Origin of the sequence: Bacillus cabrialesii (assembly GCF_004124315.2) — a bacterium.
GTDB classification, from domain to species: Bacteria; Bacillota; Bacilli; order Bacillales; family Bacillaceae; genus Bacillus; species Bacillus cabrialesii.
Window position 1 is genome coordinate 2,162,986 of the sequence record NZ_CP096889.1, and the last position, 16,445, is coordinate 2,179,430.

Genomic DNA, 16,445 nt, shown 5'->3' on the forward strand with positions numbered 1-16,445 from the left:
TTTACCACTGTTTGCAATTTGATTCTACCTTGATTGTTCACAAAATATTAAAAAACCTTTATAAAAAACAAAAAATTTAATCATTTGAAAAAAGAAACGCCAAAAAGCATAGGATAAAGGACTATCCTATGCTTTTATGGAGCAGTTTTTTCAACAGCGGATACAGAACATCCGGGAGCTGATCGACATCCGGGACAAATATACTGAATTTTCCGTACATATCCTGAATGGTCTTCATTTGTGATTCTTCTATTTCTGAGTTGGAGAGAAAAACATTTATCACTTCAATTCCTCTTTTTCGGGCTTCAATAACCGCTTCACTTGTATCAACAATCCCGTTTTGTTCATAGCCGAACGCGGCCGGCTCTCCATCTGAAAAAACGATTAAGAACTTTTGTGCCTCGCTGCGCTGCAGCATTTTTTTCGTCATCTGCCGAATCGCATAGCCGTCACGGTTATCTTCCTCAGGTTCAAGCTGCATAATTGCAGGCCCTGCCCCTTGTCTTAATGAGGATTGAAAAGGGATAACCGTATTAAAATAGTTTGGCTGGCTTGTTTCAGTCGCATCGTTTGTGTCCTCCCAGAAACCGACAATCTGATGCGGAACCGCTACCGATTTCAACGCTTCGTGAAACAATACGATTCCCCGTTTTGTTTCGTCCATCTTGTCGAACATACTGGCTGAACAGTCGACCAGCAATGTGAAAACCGCGTCAATTTCTGAAGATGGTTCTTGCTTTTTGTAGAACAGACGCGGATTTCTCTCAGTGAAGTAGCGGAGAAGCTTATTGTTCAGCCGTCCGGCATGAAGGTCTGTTCTTGGCAGTGTTTTTTTATGCTCCAGCGTTTTTTGAATCATTTGTTTTAAACGTTTTTGATACGATTCAATCGTTTTTGCCTGTTGTTTATAAGAAAGCTCTTCTTCACTTGTTGCTGTCTGCGGTTCTTTGTAAATCGGAAAAGCGTATTTATTTTCTTTGCCGTCAGCTATACCCGCCCCGTTTGGCTGGTCTTTCTGGGATTCCAGCGCTTCCAGCTTGGAATAGTCTTTCCGTTTTGTTTGTCTGGCTGATCCTTGGACAGAGCCAAGGGCTTGATCGCCATCGTCGCCTTCCCTTGAAGCGTCTTTCCCTAAATCTGATTTCGCGCCGTGTTCAATATCAAATTGAAGGAAACTTTTAGCCGGTGCTTCTGTTTCCCTGTGCCACGTCGGCATTTCTTCTTCATGAATATCCTCATCACCGTCTGATTTTTTCGGAAGTGTAATGTCATCACTCAGCTTCGGCGCTTTTTTCTCTTCCTCAAATAACGGCTGGTCTGCAGCTGTTGCGTAATCAAGCTCAGGCAAAAAGAAGTAGGTGTTTAGCATGTCTTTATCGAGCACCTCTTCAAGCCCGTCCATGAGGTCTTCAACAATTTTCAGAACATGCCGTGTCGAATCAGCTTCATACACACGCAGGAGCTGCTGCTCAATAAACGGACGCATCAGATCGATATCTTCACGCATAGACGGAAGGGTTTCGAGCGGCGACTCGGTCGTAAGCTTGACATAGATCGCGCAAAAGAGCGCATCCGTAAAAATGCTTCGTTCCAAATTTAAAGTCAGCTGGGTGGAAAAGTGTTTCCTGTACATGTCTTTTCGCTTCGCAAATACATGTTTCGTACCCGGGCGCTCGTGTTTGATGCATTCCTCAATTCTGATGTCCTCAAGCAGCATAAACAGCTGCTTGGCAAAGCTTTTGAACGCGAGGTGCTGATGGATATCATCCAAAAAGTTTGCAAACTCGTGCAGCGAGCTATATTTCGTCCCGACTGAACGCAGGTAGACATCGCTTTTCAGACCCGCTTCCATGTCCTCAGCTGCCCTGTCTTTCCAAAAGTGGCTCATATAGATTTTCTTTTCAAATGGATTGTAATAGGACTGAACGCCATACTCCACTTCTACCGCTTCACTCTTGGTAAGTGTTTTGGCCAAATCAGTCAGCATCATAAATAAAAACGAATCAATTGTGCTGTCGTTAAATTTGATAAATTTCATCGCAGCTCCCTCATTCAAACAGAGTTTCTGCAATATTTCGGACGGCCGCTTTTTCCCGGTCATCATCAAGCTTCTCTACAATTCCCCGTTCGATTGCACGACGCGGCGGAATATAAGCGGCTAAATCACATGTATCGATTAAAGCTCTGATGGATGCCGCTTCTTCAGACACCTGTCCGTTATTGGCCTGAACGATCAGATCAGAGGAAAGTGTGATAAACCGGTCAATCAATTTCTCATCTTGAAGGGCTGATTGAGACATGAGCACTTGTTTCAGCAGCTCGCCTTTAATATAAGGCACATCAATAATAACAAAGCGGTTTTTCAATGCTTCATTCAGCGGAACAGTTCCGACATAGCCTTCATTGATGGCTGCAATGACTCCAAAGCCGCCTTTAGCCCTAATAACCTCGCCTGTAAACGGATTTGTCATCATTTTTCTGTAATCTAATACACCGTTTAAAATGGGCAGTGTTTCGGGCTTTGCCATATTGATTTCATCTATATAAAGAAAATGGCCTTCTTTCATGGCTTTTGTGACAGGTCCTGAAACAAACTCGATCGTCGCCTGTCCAGATTGATTTTCAATTGTTTTATAGCCGACCAACGCTTCAGCGTCCAAGTCAACTGAGCAGTTGACACTGTGCATTGGTTTATGAAAATAACTGGACAATGTTTCTGCCAGCTTTGTTTTTCCTGAGCCTGTAGGCCCTTTCAGCAAAACATTTTTTCCCATGGCTAATGCGATAATGGCATCGAATAAAATCGCCTCATCCTCCGCCTCATAGCCTGACGTCCCGATAAGCGACTGAAACTCTGGGGCAATCGGCTCGTCTTTATATGATAAAAGCTTTTGTTGTATATCTTTCGGCAATGTTAAGTGCTGTAGTTGAGTTGTCATAGACAGGTTCCCTTTCCTATTCATATTCCATTAACGAGTATACTAAAAAAGCCCCTGTATGCTCAATACAAAAGGGCTTGGATGATATTACTGCTTCTCGTTACTGCCGGAAAGGGCTCCGCAGACGATACGCGCGCCTGAATTGCCGCTTGGGTTTGTCAAATAATCGTCGGCATGTTCATGAATGATAAACGCGCTCCCATCCTGATCGAGAATATTTAGTTTACTTCCTTTTATCAATGAGGTGTCCGGCGCATTCATAATAACATCCACTTTTCCATCAGCACCGACTTCAAGGTTCGGAAGATCACCTGCATGATGCCCCATCGGATTGTTGAAGCCGTGTTCTTTGTTCAGCGGATTAAAGGGGCCTCCCGCTGATTCAAAATCCGGCCTGACACATGAACCTTTCTCATAAATATGAAAACCGAGAGAAGCGCCGGGGCGCAGGGTGTTTGCGGAAATGTGTATATCAAGGCCTTCGTCATCCGATTCTTTGATTTCTATAAAACCGACTGCTTTGCCTTCACGATTGAACAGCTGGACATGATGACCAAACGCTGACGTTTCAACCGCCTTTTTTTCCGGGACCCGCTGAGGAGGATCAGGAGGTTTTTTTTGTCCGCATCCCTCAACTCCCAGTGCCATCAGCATCATCAGCAGCAAGAGACGGTACATACTGTCTCCCCCTTGTTTTTTCTAACAGTGTGGTCAATCATTGTCTGAAATAAACAAAAAAGCCTATAAAAAGGCTTTTTGTCATACTCATTCTTAAAAATAACTTCTTGCGCCCAAGTAGCGTTGTTTCCAATACGAATTGCTGAGGTTGGAAATGTCGACGCCCGATGAGCTTGCATGAATAAAGTCTCCGCCCCCTAGATAAATCCCCATGTGAGACGGGCCGGATTTATATGTTGTAAAGAAGACAAAGTCTCCGACTGACGGCTGGCTGACTTTTTGCATGACATTCCAATATCCTGCCGTACTTAATCTTGATATAGATGATACATTATTAATGAGGTAATAAATGAAGCCGCTGCAATCAAATCCTGCAGGCGTGTTTCCGCCCCAGCGGTACGGCACCCCGACATATTTTTTCGCTTCTGTTATCATTCTGTCAATCTTTGACCCTATTTGAACGTTTGATCCTGAGTTGTCTTTTGGCTTTGTCTGATTTGAATTGTTAGACTTGGTTGTTCCCGAAATCGTCAGAACCTGTCCGATTTGCAGTACATCAGATGATAAATTGTTTTTATCACGGATGCTTTGCACGGTGACGCCGAGCTGATTTGCGATTTTCCACAGCGAATCGCCTGCTTTTACCTTGTATGTAGTTGTTTTTGAGGAATTGGAGTTTGACGGCTTTTTAGAACCGCTGTTTCCGCTCTTAGGTGAACTGTTCCCTTTTATTTTGAGAACCTGCTTAGGGTAAAGCGTATCAGATGTTAAGCCATTTAAGGTTTTCAATTCAGCTACAGTCATATTTAAGCTGTTTGCGATTTTCCACAGTGAGTCACCAAGCTTAACCGTGTATGTACTTTTCGAAGAGCCTGAAGAATTGGAACCTCTGTTTTTCTTCGATCCGTTTGAGCCGCTTGAACTGCTTGTCCCTTTGATTTTAAGCTTTTGGCCGGGACGAATCAGGTCACTGGTCAGGCTGTTTAAACTTTTAAGCTCAGAAACACTCATTTTATGATTTTTAGCAATCATCCATAGCGAGTCACCATATGCAACTGTGTATGATGATGTCTTGCTTGAGCTTGATGAGGATGTCTTGCTTTTTTTGCTGCTATCAGGAATCTTAAGGCTTTGCCCGACATAAAGCACCGTTGATTTTAATTTATTTTCGGATTTCAGTGCTGATATTGTCGTATCATATTGACGGGAAAGTTTCCAAAGAGAGTCACCGTTTTTTACTTTTATCGTTTTTGCTTCTGCGGGTGCTGCGGCCATCGATGACCCAACAACTGCGGAAACAGCCAAGCCCGCTACAATCTTTCTTTTCATTCATCCAACCTCCTAAACTGTTTATAGCGCAAAAACAGCTAGTATTTCGTTTCCAAAAATGGCACACATCAGTTTTATCGTCACTTTTTCAGCAAGTTACACCCATTTCAAACATTTGTTGGCAATTTCAGCATCGTTCGACCTTTAAAATTCCAATTAAACACCTAACATTTTACATAAGCTGCATATGTTTTTCGAAAGTCTAAGGGACTATTTAAGCGGGGGTAAATATGATGGTTTTGTATTGATGAATGGAGCAGATTTCCCTCCTTTCTTGTCTGTTTTTCTTATCAATTCTCTACTGCTGTGTCAAATCCCTCCCTCTGCGTTCTTACGAAAATGCCAAAATGCCTGTTCTTTTGATAAGAACAGGCATTTATTCTATGCGTTTGCTGATTGAGTTTTTTGTTTTACAACTTCAAGGATGCAGTCGGCCGCTTTTTTAGAACCGCCTGCCTCTTTCAGTGATTGTCCAATTTCTTTCGCCTTTTCAGCATACACATCATTGTTCATCACTTCTTGAATTGTTTCTTTCAAAAGGCTTTCAGATAATTGTTCTTTCTTCAGCACTTTTCCTGCGCCGATATTTTCCACTTGGTTTCCGACGGCAAATTGGTCAGCTCCCATCGGAATGACAACGAGCGGGGTTTCAAAATACAAACCTTCACTTGTGCTGTTCATTCCGCCGTGGGTCACAAACAAGCCGGCTCTTTTCAGAATCTCAAGCTGAGGGACATAAGGGCGCACAATAACATTCTCCGGAATGTCGTTTAACTCACTTGCCTTAATATGCTTGCCGATGGAAAGCACAACTTTTCCTTCAAAGTCTTTACACACCTCGAGACATTGATTAAAAAATTGTTTTTGATTGTTAAAAATGGTTCCCATCGAAATAAACAGCACGTTTTCATTGTCAATCTGATCAAATGGGAAATCATTGTTTCCGGCTCTTTCTGTAATTGAAGGGCCGACAAATACATACCGATCGCCGAATTGCTCAGCCATTGGCTGAAATTCCCTTGATGTGAAAACAATCGTCAAGTCCCCGTCTGAAGAAAAAACATCAAACGGCTTCTTTATCCCTGCTTGATAATCAGCATTTAATGTTTCTGCAAGCTGTTGATAAGATTCATAATGAGGCGAATCTTCAAATGATCCTTTCATGTAAGCACCCATCATTTCCTTTAAAAATTCCTCATTCATTGCAAACGTTGTACACAATGAAAATCTCGGAAGCTTCAGCATGTTGGCAATGATTTTACCGGCCAGGAGATGATGATCGTAAATGACATAATCATACGATTCATGTTTGACTTCATCATAAATATGCGTCGCGATATCCTTACAGCCTTTCAGAAAGGCGCAGATCATCTCAGTGAAATCCCTTTCCTCATCTCCGGTTGCGTTTTTCCCGAAGTAATCTCCCCGGAAATCATGATACTCACGAAACTCAATATTAAGAGCTGCAATTTTTTCTTTGTATTCCTTCACTGCGTAGTAAGTAATGTTTTCTCCCCGGGATTTCAGCTCCTTCATCACACCGATAGAGGGATTAATATGCCCCTCACCGGGAAACCCAATCATTAATACATTAGCCATGCGGCAGCACCCTTCCTTTAAAATTTATGTAATATTTTATACGGTACTACAAATACAAAATTAGGTAAAGTATTTAACTTAATTAATATTAATCAAATATAACTTTTCTACCAGTTTATATTTCCTATTTTCAAGACAAAAAGCATTCAGCTTAAAGTGAATGCTTTAAAAAATTTCAAATTCAGTCATTTTGTCTCATGATAGGATTCTCAATCAGGTCCTTTTCATTATTTTTACGTTCTTGGCGAAATCACCGGATATAATACACCGTCTTTTGCAAACGACATCTTCCCTGTCTCTTCTGAAACAACGAGCACAAGCGCATCTGTATGCCCCGACATACCAAGAGCCGCGCGGTGCCGGGTTCCCAAATGGATATCCACTTCTTTTGTTGTCAGCGGCAGTACATTGGCTGCTGAGACAAGTTTATTTTCCCTCACCAATAAAGCGCCGTCATGAAGAGGGTTTCCCGGAAAAAAGATGCTCTCAATTAATGAAGCGCTGATCTCCGCGTGAAGAGATGTTCCTTTTTGAATAAAATGCTCAACCGGGTCCGCTCTTTCAATTACAATTAAAGCACCATGTTTATGTTCCGATAGAGCTTTAATCGCCTTGGCCAGTTCGATAAATGCCGGCGTAAATTGCTCAATGTATGATTGCAAATAAAAGGATGATGCGATGCCCTGCATGTCCTGAAAAATGTGGCCCAAATCATCTAATTCACATAGAAGACACTGGTCTTTTTCGTGAAGCGTTTTTAAGATGAGTGACGCATCACCTAATATTTGCTCTAAATACACTTGTATTTTTCCCTTGAATGCATTTTCTGACATTTGTTCATAACGCATAGACCTTCAACTCCTATTCAAATTTCCAACTTTTCACGCATGCTTGTCTTATTGATGCACATTCTATTGGTAAGGAGGGATGTAAAGAATGGAAATCGAAAGAATCATTCAGTATATTTGCACCTTTTTAGGCGTGATCTCACTTTCTTTTATTTATGCCCAAATGTTTAGAAAAACGAAACCGACAAAAAAAGAATAGGTCCGGCGTTCATTGCTTTTTATACATAAAATGTTATAATTTCTCTCGTTATGAAAAAGAAACGGAGATCAGTGTATGAAAGAAACTCGAAACGCCCGGCAAAAGATCAAACAGCTTTTGCACATTTTAATTCCGATATTAATAACCCAGGCGGGGCTTTCTCTTATGACGTTTTTAGATACGGTGATGTCAGGGAAAGTCAGCCCCGCTGATTTAGCGGGTGTCGCCATTGGCTCAAGTCTTTGGACCCCTGTTTATACAGGACTTGCAGGCATATTAATGGCGGTCACCCCGATTGTCGCTCAATTATTAGGCGCTGAAAAAAAACAGAAAATCCCCTTTACTGTTTTACAGGCTGTATATGCGGCCGCGCTTCTTAGCATCGCCGTTTTAGCGATTGGATATGCTGCAGTGGACTTTATTCTTGGACGATTGCACCTTGAGACACACGTACACCAGATTGCCAAACACTTTTTAGGCTTTTTATCACTGGGTATTTTCCCTTTATTTGTTTACACCGTTTTGAGATCATTCATTGACTCATTGGGGAAAACGAGAGTCACAATGATGATTACACTCAGTTCTCTTCCGATCAATTTTGTATTGAATTACGTATTCATCTTTGGAAAATTCGGAATGCCGGCTCTTGGCGGTGTCGGTGCCGGTCTAGCGTCCGCACTTACATATTGGTGTATCTGCATCATCAGTTTTTTCATTATTCATAAATCCGCGCCGTTTTCCGAATACGGGATTTTCCTTACAATGTATAAGTTCTCTTGGAAAGCATGCAAAACTATGCTCAAAATCGGGCTGCCTATTGGGTTCGCCGTATTTTTTGAAACGAGCATTTTTGCAGCTGTCACGCTTTTGATAAGTCATTTTGATACAGTGACCATCGCGTCCCATCAGGCAGCCATGAACTTTGCTTCGCTTTTATATATGCTGCCGCTCAGCGTATCAATGGCTTTAACAATTGTTGTCGGTTTTGAAGCCGGTGCGGCCCGTTTTAGGGATGCTCGCTCATATAGCCTAATCGGCATCATGATGGCGATCGGCTTTTCTTTGTTTACTGCAGCCTGTATCCTTTTATTTAGAGAGCAAATTGCTGGCATGTACACTTCTCATCCCGATGTGCTCCGGCTGACACAGCACTTTTTAATTTATGCGCTGTTTTTTCAGCTTTCCGATGCTGTTGCCGCGCCGATTCAGGGAGCGCTCCGAGGGTACAAAGATGTGAACTACACGCTTGCAGCCGCTTTTGTCTCTTACTGGGTCATCGGGCTTCCGGTCGGTTATGCGGTCGGTACCTTTACAAGTCTCGGCGCGTTCGGCTATTGGATCGGGTTAATTGCAGGGCTCGCTGCCGGGGCAGTCGGCCTGTTTTTCAGGCTGGCAAAACTGCAAAAACATTATTCGCAAAAACAATACGTTTAAAAGAGGTGATCAATCATGGCAAAAAACAAGAAATTATACGAATATCTTTCTCAGCATGCGGAGACAATCAGTTCAACATGGTATGAAACAATCGAGGAGACGGATCCGAATTCCATTTATGCATCAACAGACCCTGCTGTCATTCACAATTTAAAGAGCCTGAACCTCGCCTTCAATTATAAGATAAATCGTATTTTCATAGACGATGAGGAGGTATACCTGCCTATCCTGAAAGAATGGGCCTTTGAAGTGACACAGGATCCTGAGCATTTAAAGACTCCTATCCACTATATTATTCGTGAGTTTGTCAGAGTGAGAGATTTATATGTTTCCTATGTGAAAGAATTTGTCCATCTCAATCAGGACACTGTGAAAGGCGAAGAAGCCGAAGATCTGTATCACTCCCTTATAAAAGCGTTCGACCTTGTCATTCATATTTTTATAGAAGAAATGTACAAAAGCACAAGCCTTCAGCTTCAGGCTCAAAAAGATATGATTACTGAATTAAGCGCACCGGTCATTGTACTGTTTCACAGCGTGGGGCTGCTGCCTTTAATCGGCGATATTGATACGGTCCGCGCCAAACTGATTATGGAAAACACCCTGCATCAATGTGCAGAGAAAAAGGTGACGCAGCTGTATATTGATTTGTCAGGGGTAGCAATTATTGACACAATGGTTGCCCACCAGCTGTTCAGTTTAATTGAGGCCCTTCGTTTAATCGGCGTTTCATCCACATTGTCGGGAATCCGCCCGGAAATCGCGCAAACCGCGGTTCAGCTTGGTTTGTCTTTCGAAGATATTTCCTTGAGATCCACCCTCGCTTCAGCGATTGCATCTGACTTAAAATTAAAAAAGGTATAAGGCTTAAAGGCCTTATACCTTTTTGATTAATCATTCCATTGATACGTCCAATATCGTTCTTCTTCAAACCATGTTGCCATAACAGGTTCATTGTTTTTCAATTTTTCTTCAAGCTCTCTAAGCATGCCTTCTGTTTGAGTGCGGTGAGCTCTTAATGCATTCATTTTAATATCCGCTACTTCTTTGATATCAAGTACGACATCTGCTTCACCGAGAACCTCTTCTCTGTTGCGTGTAATGGCCATGCAGATCGTACGCGGACGGTCTTCTTTCTTTTTGCGGTACAATGCGCGGATAACCGCTTCCCCGCATGCATCATGGTCAGGGTGTACACCGTGCTCAGGATAAAATGTGACAATTAAACTTGGTTTTACATCATCTATGATCTCTTCCATGATATCAGCTAAATACTCATCATCTTCAAACTCAAGCGTTTTGTCACGGAGCCCAAGCATCCGAAGGTCATTGATATCCATTGCTTTGCAAGCATTAATAAGCTCTTGTTTTCTTAAGAGCGGCAACGTTTCCCGATTCGCGAAAAATGGATCGCCCATATTTCTGCCCATTTCACCTAATGTAGCGCAGGCGTACGTAACGGGAATGTCTTTTTTTCTGTTTAAGGCAATCAGGCCTGCCACTCCGTATGATTCATCATCAGGGTGAGGCAGGATTACAAGTACGTGTTCTTTCATTTGTTTTTCACCCTTTTCTTTAAACTGTGAACGGTTTTTCACTGATTTGCAGAGAAATAGCCAGTTTACCGCCCGGCAGATGTCCCGCCATTAATAAACGGTTATCTTCGTCTACAGTGTATTCAGTCAAGCCTTCAGCATAAATCCAGCCTTCTTCTGTTTTTAAGCCGACGCGGTAAGGTCCGCTGCCTTTGATTTTCGCCTGATGATAGGTGACTTTTGCATTGCGGATGTATGCAACAACCGTCATGTTTTTTTCATTTAAGTGTGCTGAATAAGAACCTGTCGTGGTTTCTAAATGGATATATACAGGGCGGTCCGCATATCGTTCTAAAGATGCTTGCACATCTTCTTTTATGATTGCTTTCATGATTGCTCCCCTCTTTCTTCTTTTAGATGCTCTGCACGTTCTGTATGTAATTTGACCAGCTGATATTTCACAGCCGGTTCGAGCTGTGAATTCACAATGCGCTGGATCGCGGCAATATATTTTTCCAGCATCGGTTTCCGGAGTCTCGGGTGTGTTCGTTTATCCAAGAGCTCAAGATCAATCGCCTCTGCTACCGCTTCTGCGTCATCATTTACGAAAGATCGGTTGTTCCAAAGTGAAGCATATGCTTTCACTATCTCTTTATCATTGTCCATCGTCTTGCTCCTTTATGTCTTACATACATGAAATGATTATACATAATATATGCTTCAGCTGAAAAGCCAAAGGCCTCAATGGCTTTTTGACGCCCGCTTCCACTTCACTTGTGAAAACGTAAACAAGAGCAGCGCAGCCCATATACAGCTGAATGTAAAAGCTTTCGAGCTTGAAAACGGCTCATGATAAACAAACAGCCCAATCAGCAAGGTAATGGTCGGTGCAATGTATTGCAAGATACCCACTTGATACAGCGGCAGCCGTTTCGCTCCTTCCGCAAACAATAATAGCGGCAGCGCCGTAAACACACCGGCAAAAAAGAGAAGCATCCACGTCCCCCCGCTTTCTGCACCCGCGGGCTGGATATGGCCGCTCAGCAGCAAATATCCCAAAGCAATCGGCATAATCATGAATGTTTCCAGCGTTAAACCGATGGCGCTCGACAGGCTTGTTCTTTTTTTGCTTAACCCGTACAGCCCGAAACTGAATGCAAGCAGAAGCGCAACATAAGGAATGGAGCCGTATTGGAACGCCGAGATGATGACGCCGGCCGCCGCGATCGAAACCGCCACCAATTGCAGGCGATTCAGTTTTTCCTTTAAAAATAATATCCCAAGGAGCACTGATACAAGCGGATTAATGTAATAGCCAAGACTAGCCTCAAGCAAAAAGCCATGGTTGACAGCCCATATGTACACAAACCAGTTAATCGAAATCAGGATTGAAGCGAGAAATAAAGAAAGGATGCCGCCTTTCTTTTTCAAAGAACGCAGCTCCTGCCACCCTGTTTTCCATTGCCTCAAGAAAAAAAGTAAGATACACATAAAAACAAAAGACCATATAATACGGTGAGCCAAAATATCAAGAGCCGGCAGCTGTGCGAGAAGCTTCCAATAGAGCGGAAACAGCCCCCACATGATAAAGGAAACGGCTGTGTAAAGAACGCCTTTTTTTGTTTCTGAATATTGCATGCAAATCCCCGCCTTTCTTTAGAGCATCTTATATTATATCACGTGAAAGATCTGGCGGGCATATACTATTTTGTCCATGAAGAAAGGATGTGACGACGATGTTTGAATGGAACAAGTACTTTCCTTTCCACAATCAATTTTCTAAGGAAGCGTTAAAAAAAGCTGATCCAAAAGAAGTAGAAACGTATGTAAATCGTGTGATGGAAAGTGTGTTCGGCAGTGACTATGCTGCTCAATTTCCTTTCCGCGATCCTCTCCCCCCAAAAAAAGAACAGCCTGCCAAACCTGAGGCTAAACCTGATGTAGATATATTCGAAACAGCAGATCATGTGTTTGTTAAGGTTCCAATCAATGAAAGCCGGCTCGAACAGGTGAGAATCAAACACACATCTCACGAATTATTGTTAGAAAACTTCCCGAACTCAGATCACCCAAAAAAAGTAAACCTTCCTTGTTTAGTCAAACGCAAAGGAACAAAAGCCGTCTTTAAGGATGGCCTTCTGGAAGTCATGTTTCAAAAGCAGCAAGACTACAATATGTCCGAGGTAGAAATCATCCGATAAAAAACGGCCTGCATCGGTGCAGGCCGTTTTTTATTAATAGAAGCCGGGATATCCTCCGTATGGCACGCCTGCACCAAAACCGTACGGTGCGCCTCCGTAACCATACGGGACAGGCGGATAAGCATAGGGACGAGGAGCGTTAAAGAGAGCACTCCCGAGAAAACCGCCTAATAAACCGCCGACTAAAGGAGCGCCAAACAAGAAAGGATTGCGCGCCGGATATTCGACTGGATCTGGGTTCCCGCGATAATACGAATGATGAGGGTACATGATTTTTCCTCCTTTATGTCTGCCTATACGTAAGGTATTCAACAAGGAAGATAAACGATTGGGCTACGGACTGAATCTATGGATTGTTACATCACAAGCCCTGCCAATAACACACAGCTGATCCCCGTCACCGAGAGAACTGTTGTAAGCAGCGTCCAGCACCTGGCCAATACTGGGCGCCGTATGCGACTGAAATGGCAGTAGGCGCAGGACGCGGGGGCAAAAATCCGTGGGTGACATTTAACGCCGCGGCCATCGGGATTCCAAGATAAAGAAAAGGCATTTTTAATTCTTTTGCAATCGCATACACAATCGGCATCAACAGAACAAGACCAACTTCAAAAAATAGGGCAATCCCGATGATAAACGAGGCAATCACCACCGGCGCCTGTATTCGTTTCCTCCCGAATTTGTCAATCAGCGTAATGGCGATCCGACACCCGCTTCAATGGAAAGAACAATTTTATTAATATCCATTCCAAGTTCGATGGCCACTAAAAATGAAACGACAATAAGCGAGACAAAAGTATTTAATTTTAGTTTAATAATGAGAAATAACAGAATCAGCACTCAAACAGCAACAATTAAAATTGGCATGGTACCCCTCCAAATGTGTTTTAAATGAATATCATGACAATGTTTCGATAGTATTCAAGCCCAGCTTTATAGAAAGCGTTTTCATTAATAGTTAAAATGTTTTGGTTATATGATTATCACCTTTTGGTCAACTAGTATATCCATGCTAATATCCTAATTAATGACTGTTAATCGTTTTCATGAGTTTGCCTTGATTGACTACTTATTGATTAACTTTTGGTTATGTGTTATGTTTTTTATCAAGTTAACTGCCAATCTTTATATCTATCCATTGTCTGGAAGCAAATCAAACAATGTGAAAACAGATGGATAATACACTTCACAAGAGGAGGAATTCACATGCCATTATTACGTTTTGATTTAATTGAGGGCCGTGATGAAAAATCGCTGCAATTGTTATTAGATACTGCTCACCAAGCGATGGTTGAAGCGTTCGGTGTTCCGGAAAGAGACCGTTATCAAATTGTCCATCAGCATCCCGCAAACGAGCTTATAATCCAGGATACGGGATTAGGGTTTCAAAGAACCAGGGATCTGGTCATCATTAGCATGACAAGCAAAGCAAGAACTGAAAGCCAAAAGGAAAAGTTGTATGCCCTGCTGGCTGAAAAGCTAGAAGCAGAATGCGGTGTTTCCCCGGAAGACTTAATGGTTTCCATTACCGAAAATGGTGACGCAGACTGGAGTTTCGGTCTCGGTGAGGCACAATTTTTAAATGGCAAACTATAAAATAAGTAAAAAAGAGGGAGCTTTATCTGAAGCTCTCTCTTCTGTTCTCTCATTTCTTTTCTGATAACAGCTGCGATAATCAGAATAACGAGTGATCCAAATTTGGCAGATAGAGTCTGGATTTTTCAGTCAGATAAAGTCCCGGTAATTTGCATAACGAGATAACTGATCACCCTCATTGACAATATGTTAGCTGCTAATAGCTTTATCACGGACTGACTATTCCTATTTTTGCAGTCACCTTCATATAACATTACTCTGTAAAAGAAACGCAATATAAAAAGTCATGTAAACGGTATGATCGACCACTTACATGACTTTATCATCGAAACAAAGGCTCTTTCTCAGGCGCCTCTATCCTCATTTCTCTTTTTCGCACATCGTTTCACCTGGTTCGCAAAACTGATCGGCCCACGCCTGCATCTCTTGAAATACAGCTTGAAGCGCTGTTCCTTTTTCAGTCAGCGTATAGATGACTTTGACAGGCGTTTCAGGGAGAACCTGCCGTTCGACGATCTCGTTTTGTTCTAGCTCCTTTAGGCGCTCCGCAAGCATTTTTTGGCTGATCATCGGTATTGTTTCCGTTATCTCTTTAAACCGTTTCGGCCCATCCATTAGCACATGGATGATCAGACCGTTCCATCGTTTTCCCAGCAATGAAAAAGCGGATTCCATTTTAGGGCACATTGTATTTCCCACAAGTCTTCATCCCTTCATCTATTGATTGACATGTATTCAATGATCCATTACAATAATCTTTCAAGTTACATTTAGTAAGTTTCTAACTTTTCTATTATCATACCACGTTTATCCGAAGGAGGAAACACTATGACGAATACTCTGGATGTTTTAAAAGCACGTGCTTCTGTAAAGGAATATGATACAAATGCCCCAATCTCTAAGGAAGAGCTGACTGAGCTATTGGACCTTGCCGCTAAAGCGCCTTCAGCTTGGAACCTTCAGCATTGGCATTTCACGGTATTCCACAGCGATGAATCAAAAGCAGCACTTCTCCCTGTAGCGTATAACCAAAAACAAATCGTTGAGTCTTCTGCTGTTGTTGCCATTTTAGGCGATTTAAAAGCAAATGAAAACGGTGAAGAAGTTTACGCTGAATTAGCAAGCCAAGGCTATATTACAGATGAAATCAAACAAACATTGCTCGGCCAAATCAACGGTGCTTATCAAAGCGAACAATTCGCGCGTGATTCCGCTTTCTTAAATGCTTCTTTAGCCGCTATGCAGCTTATGATTGCCGCAAAAGCAAAAGGTTATGACACTTGCGCCATCGGCGGATTTAACAAAGAGCAGTTCCAAAAGCAATTTGATATCAGTGAGCGCTATGTTCCGGTTATGCTTATTTCAATCGGAAAAGCCGTGAAACCCGCCCATCAAAGCAACCGCTTGCCGCTTTCAAAAGTGTCAACTTGGCTGTAAGGATATGAAAAAACCTTAGTCCGACATACGGACTAAGGTTTTTTTATGATACAATCGATTCTTTGTACCAATCGCGGGCCTGTTCAGCTTCATGCTGCGTCAGCTGATGGCCCCCATCCTGCCAGAAAACAGAGGCTGATGCCCCGCTGTCACGCAAATAACGGTAAAGTTCTTCTGATTCTTCCTTCGTGCAGAGAGGATCATAATTTCCGGCACCGATAAAAACAGGGAGTCCCGTCATATTAGGCAGCTTGAGACCGCGAATCGGAACCATCGGATGATGCAGAATAGCCCCTTTTAAGACATCTTGATAATGGAAAAGCAGGCTTGCCGCAATATTTGCGCCGTTTGAATAACCGACCGCAATAACTCTGCCGCGATCAAATTGATATGTTTCTGCAGCCTCGTCAATAAAATCTTTCAATTCTGTTGTCCGCTCTACGAGGTCCTTTTCATCAAAGACACCTTCACTCAGACGTCTGAAAAATCGCGGCATTCCATTTTCAAGCACCGATCCTCTGACACCAAGCAAATGGGCATGAGGGTCTATAAACCGTCCCAATGAAATCAAATCTTGTTCATTTCCGCCAGTGCCATGTAACAGCAAAAGTACGTTGTCAGATGTCCCTTTTTCATAAATATGCTTCATC

The 16,445-nt window shown here is 42.6% G+C and carries 18 protein-coding genes and 1 pseudogene; 5 read left to right on the forward strand and 14 right to left on the reverse strand.

Annotated elements, in window-relative coordinates; all coding sequences use genetic code 11:
• Positions 1-121: 121 nt before the first annotated feature.
• The 6 genes from EFK13_RS10720 to cdaS form a co-directional block, all read right to left on the reverse strand.
• Positions 122-2,038 carry a vWA domain-containing protein gene (locus EFK13_RS10720; RefSeq protein WP_129505440.1) on the reverse strand — a complete coding sequence of 639 codons (1,917 nt, stop codon included), beginning with the start codon at positions 2,036-2,038 and terminating at the stop codon, positions 122-124.
• Positions 2,039-2,048: 10 nt separating this feature from the next.
• Positions 2,049-2,963: an AAA family ATPase gene (locus EFK13_RS10725; protein ID WP_129505439.1), complete on the reverse strand. Its 915-nt coding sequence runs from the start codon at positions 2,961-2,963 to the stop codon at positions 2,049-2,051.
• 63 nt (positions 2,964-3,026) lie between these two features.
• The gene (locus EFK13_RS10730) at positions 3,027-3,617 is read right to left on the reverse strand and encodes a superoxide dismutase family protein (protein WP_129505438.1); all 591 of its coding nucleotides are present in this window, start codon (positions 3,615-3,617) and stop codon (positions 3,027-3,029) included.
• A gap of 93 nt (positions 3,618-3,710) precedes the next feature.
• Positions 3,711-4,946: a D-gamma-glutamyl-meso-diaminopimelic acid endopeptidase CwlS gene (gene cwlS / locus EFK13_RS10735; protein WP_129505437.1), complete on the reverse strand. Its 1,236-nt coding sequence runs from the start codon at positions 4,944-4,946 to the stop codon at positions 3,711-3,713.
• A gap of 381 nt (positions 4,947-5,327) precedes the next feature.
• The gene (locus tag EFK13_RS10740) at positions 5,328-6,545 is read right to left on the reverse strand and encodes a macrolide family glycosyltransferase (RefSeq protein ID WP_129505436.1); all 1,218 of its coding nucleotides are present in this window, start codon (positions 6,543-6,545) and stop codon (positions 5,328-5,330) included.
• A 233-nt stretch (positions 6,546-6,778) separates the two neighbouring features.
• Positions 6,779-7,393: a cyclic di-AMP synthase CdaS gene (gene cdaS, locus EFK13_RS10745; protein WP_129505435.1), complete on the reverse strand. Its 615-nt coding sequence runs from the start codon at positions 7,391-7,393 to the stop codon at positions 6,779-6,781.
• Between the two features lie 274 nt (positions 7,394-7,667).
• On the opposite strand from cdaS, the gene EFK13_RS10750 reads away from it, so the two are divergent.
• Together EFK13_RS10750 and rsbRC are read left to right on the forward strand one after the other, a co-directional pair.
• Complete coding sequence (locus EFK13_RS10750) at positions 7,668-9,026, forward strand: MATE family efflux transporter (RefSeq protein ID WP_129505434.1); 1,359 nt, start codon at positions 7,668-7,670, stop codon at positions 9,024-9,026.
• Between the two features lie 15 nt (positions 9,027-9,041).
• Positions 9,042-9,890 (forward strand): RsbT co-antagonist RsbRC, encoded by an 849-nt coding sequence (gene rsbRC, locus EFK13_RS10755; protein ID WP_129505433.1) that lies wholly within the window; start codon positions 9,042-9,044, stop codon positions 9,888-9,890.
• Positions 9,891-9,916: 26 nt separating this feature from the next.
• Here the strand turns inward: rsbRC and bshB2 are convergent, their stop codons facing one another.
• The 4 genes from bshB2 to rarD form a co-directional block, all read right to left on the reverse strand.
• Positions 9,917-10,582: a bacillithiol biosynthesis deacetylase BshB2 gene (gene bshB2, locus EFK13_RS10760; protein WP_129505432.1), complete on the reverse strand. Its 666-nt coding sequence runs from the start codon at positions 10,580-10,582 to the stop codon at positions 9,917-9,919.
• A 19-nt stretch (positions 10,583-10,601) separates the two neighbouring features.
• Positions 10,602-10,952: a YojF family protein gene (locus tag EFK13_RS10765; RefSeq protein ID WP_075750757.1), complete on the reverse strand. Its 351-nt coding sequence runs from the start codon at positions 10,950-10,952 to the stop codon at positions 10,602-10,604.
• A complete protein-coding gene (locus EFK13_RS10770) occupies positions 10,949-11,227 on the reverse strand; it encodes a hypothetical protein (protein ID WP_129505431.1) in 279 nt (92 codons plus the stop codon). Before EFK13_RS10770 ends, EFK13_RS10765 begins: the two co-directional genes overlap by 4 nt.
• A gap of 75 nt (positions 11,228-11,302) precedes the next feature.
• Positions 11,303-12,199 (reverse strand): EamA family transporter RarD, encoded by an 897-nt coding sequence (rarD, locus tag EFK13_RS10775; protein WP_129505430.1) that lies wholly within the window; start codon positions 12,197-12,199, stop codon positions 11,303-11,305.
• Positions 12,200-12,297: 98 nt separating this feature from the next.
• Between rarD and EFK13_RS10780 the strand changes: the two genes are divergently transcribed.
• Entirely contained in the window at positions 12,298-12,762 is a 465-nt protein-coding gene (locus tag EFK13_RS10780) for an Hsp20/alpha crystallin family protein (protein WP_129505429.1), read from the forward strand.
• A gap of 33 nt (positions 12,763-12,795) precedes the next feature.
• Here the strand turns inward: EFK13_RS10780 and EFK13_RS10785 are convergent, their stop codons facing one another.
• Both EFK13_RS10785 and EFK13_RS10790 read right to left on the reverse strand, forming a co-directional pair.
• A complete protein-coding gene (locus tag EFK13_RS10785; RefSeq protein WP_129505428.1) occupies positions 12,796-13,032 on the reverse strand; it encodes a hypothetical protein in 237 nt (78 codons plus the stop codon).
• 175 nt (positions 13,033-13,207) lie between these two features.
• A pseudogene (locus EFK13_RS10790) lies at positions 13,208-13,602 on the reverse strand (GntT/GntP/DsdX family permease); the annotation flags it as partial.
• Positions 13,603-13,968: 366 nt separating this feature from the next.
• Between EFK13_RS10790 and EFK13_RS10795 the strand changes: the two are divergent.
• Positions 13,969-14,358 (forward strand): tautomerase family protein, encoded by a 390-nt coding sequence (locus EFK13_RS10795; RefSeq protein ID WP_129505427.1) that lies wholly within the window; start codon positions 13,969-13,971, stop codon positions 14,356-14,358.
• A 360-nt stretch (positions 14,359-14,718) separates the two neighbouring features.
• Here EFK13_RS10795 and yodB read toward each other — a convergent pair whose 3' ends face one another.
• Positions 14,719-15,057: a transcriptional regulator YodB gene (gene yodB, locus EFK13_RS10800; protein ID WP_064814952.1), complete on the reverse strand. Its 339-nt coding sequence runs from the start codon at positions 15,055-15,057 to the stop codon at positions 14,719-14,721.
• Between the two features lie 129 nt (positions 15,058-15,186).
• On the opposite strand from yodB, the gene EFK13_RS10805 reads away from it, so the two are divergent.
• Positions 15,187-15,795, forward strand: coding sequence for a nitroreductase family protein (locus EFK13_RS10805; protein WP_014664292.1), 609 nt, complete (start codon positions 15,187-15,189; stop codon positions 15,793-15,795).
• Positions 15,796-15,838: 43 nt separating this feature from the next.
• On the opposite strand, the gene EFK13_RS10810 is transcribed toward EFK13_RS10805, so the two are convergent.
• Positions 15,839-16,444, reverse strand: coding sequence for an alpha/beta hydrolase (locus tag EFK13_RS10810; RefSeq protein ID WP_129505528.1), 606 nt, complete (start codon positions 16,442-16,444; stop codon positions 15,839-15,841).
• Position 16,445: the final 1 nt, after the last annotated feature.

Bases quoted from the DNA above. Each gene is read 5' to 3' on its own strand.
- rarD (WP_129505430.1), bottom strand. From the start codon at position 12,199: ATGCAATATTCAGAAACAAAAAAAGGCGTTCTTTACACAGCCGTTTCC.
- EFK13_RS10750 (WP_129505434.1), top strand. From the start codon at position 7,668: ATGAAAGAAACTCGAAACGCCCGGCAAAAGATCAAACAGCTTTTGCAC.
- EFK13_RS10785 (WP_129505428.1), bottom strand. From the start codon at position 13,032: ATGTACCCTCATCATTCGTATTATCGCGGGAACCCAGATCCAGTCGAA.
- EFK13_RS10740 (WP_129505436.1), bottom strand. From the start codon at position 6,545: ATGGCTAATGTATTAATGATTGGGTTTCCCGGTGAGGGGCATATTAAT.
- rsbRC (WP_129505433.1), top strand. From the start codon at position 9,042: ATGGCAAAAAACAAGAAATTATACGAATATCTTTCTCAGCATGCGGAG.
- bshB2 (WP_129505432.1), bottom strand. From the start codon at position 10,582: ATGAAAGAACACGTACTTGTAATCCTGCCTCACCCTGATGATGAATCA.
- EFK13_RS10770 (WP_129505431.1), bottom strand. From the start codon at position 11,227: ATGGACAATGATAAAGAGATAGTGAAAGCATATGCTTCACTTTGGAAC.
- EFK13_RS10725 (WP_129505439.1), bottom strand. From the start codon at position 2,963: ATGAATAGGAAAGGGAACCTGTCTATGACAACTCAACTACAGCACTTA.
- EFK13_RS10795 (WP_129505427.1), top strand. From the start codon at position 13,969: ATGCCATTATTACGTTTTGATTTAATTGAGGGCCGTGATGAAAAATCG.
- EFK13_RS10730 (WP_129505438.1), bottom strand. From the start codon at position 3,617: ATGTACCGTCTCTTGCTGCTGATGATGCTGATGGCACTGGGAGTTGAG.
- EFK13_RS10805 (WP_014664292.1), top strand. From the start codon at position 15,187: ATGACGAATACTCTGGATGTTTTAAAAGCACGTGCTTCTGTAAAGGAA.
- cwlS (WP_129505437.1), bottom strand. From the start codon at position 4,946: ATGAAAAGAAAGATTGTAGCGGGCTTGGCTGTTTCCGCAGTTGTTGGG.
- EFK13_RS10810 (WP_129505528.1), bottom strand. From the start codon at position 16,444: ATGAAGCATATTTATGAAAAAGGGACATCTGACAACGTACTTTTGCTG.
- EFK13_RS10720 (WP_129505440.1), bottom strand. From the start codon at position 2,038: ATGAAATTTATCAAATTTAACGACAGCACAATTGATTCGTTTTTATTT.
- EFK13_RS10765 (WP_075750757.1), bottom strand. From the start codon at position 10,952: ATGAAAGCAATCATAAAAGAAGATGTGCAAGCATCTTTAGAACGATAT.
- cdaS (WP_129505435.1), bottom strand. From the start codon at position 7,393: ATGCGTTATGAACAAATGTCAGAAAATGCATTCAAGGGAAAAATACAA.
- EFK13_RS10780 (WP_129505429.1), top strand. From the start codon at position 12,298: ATGTTTGAATGGAACAAGTACTTTCCTTTCCACAATCAATTTTCTAAG.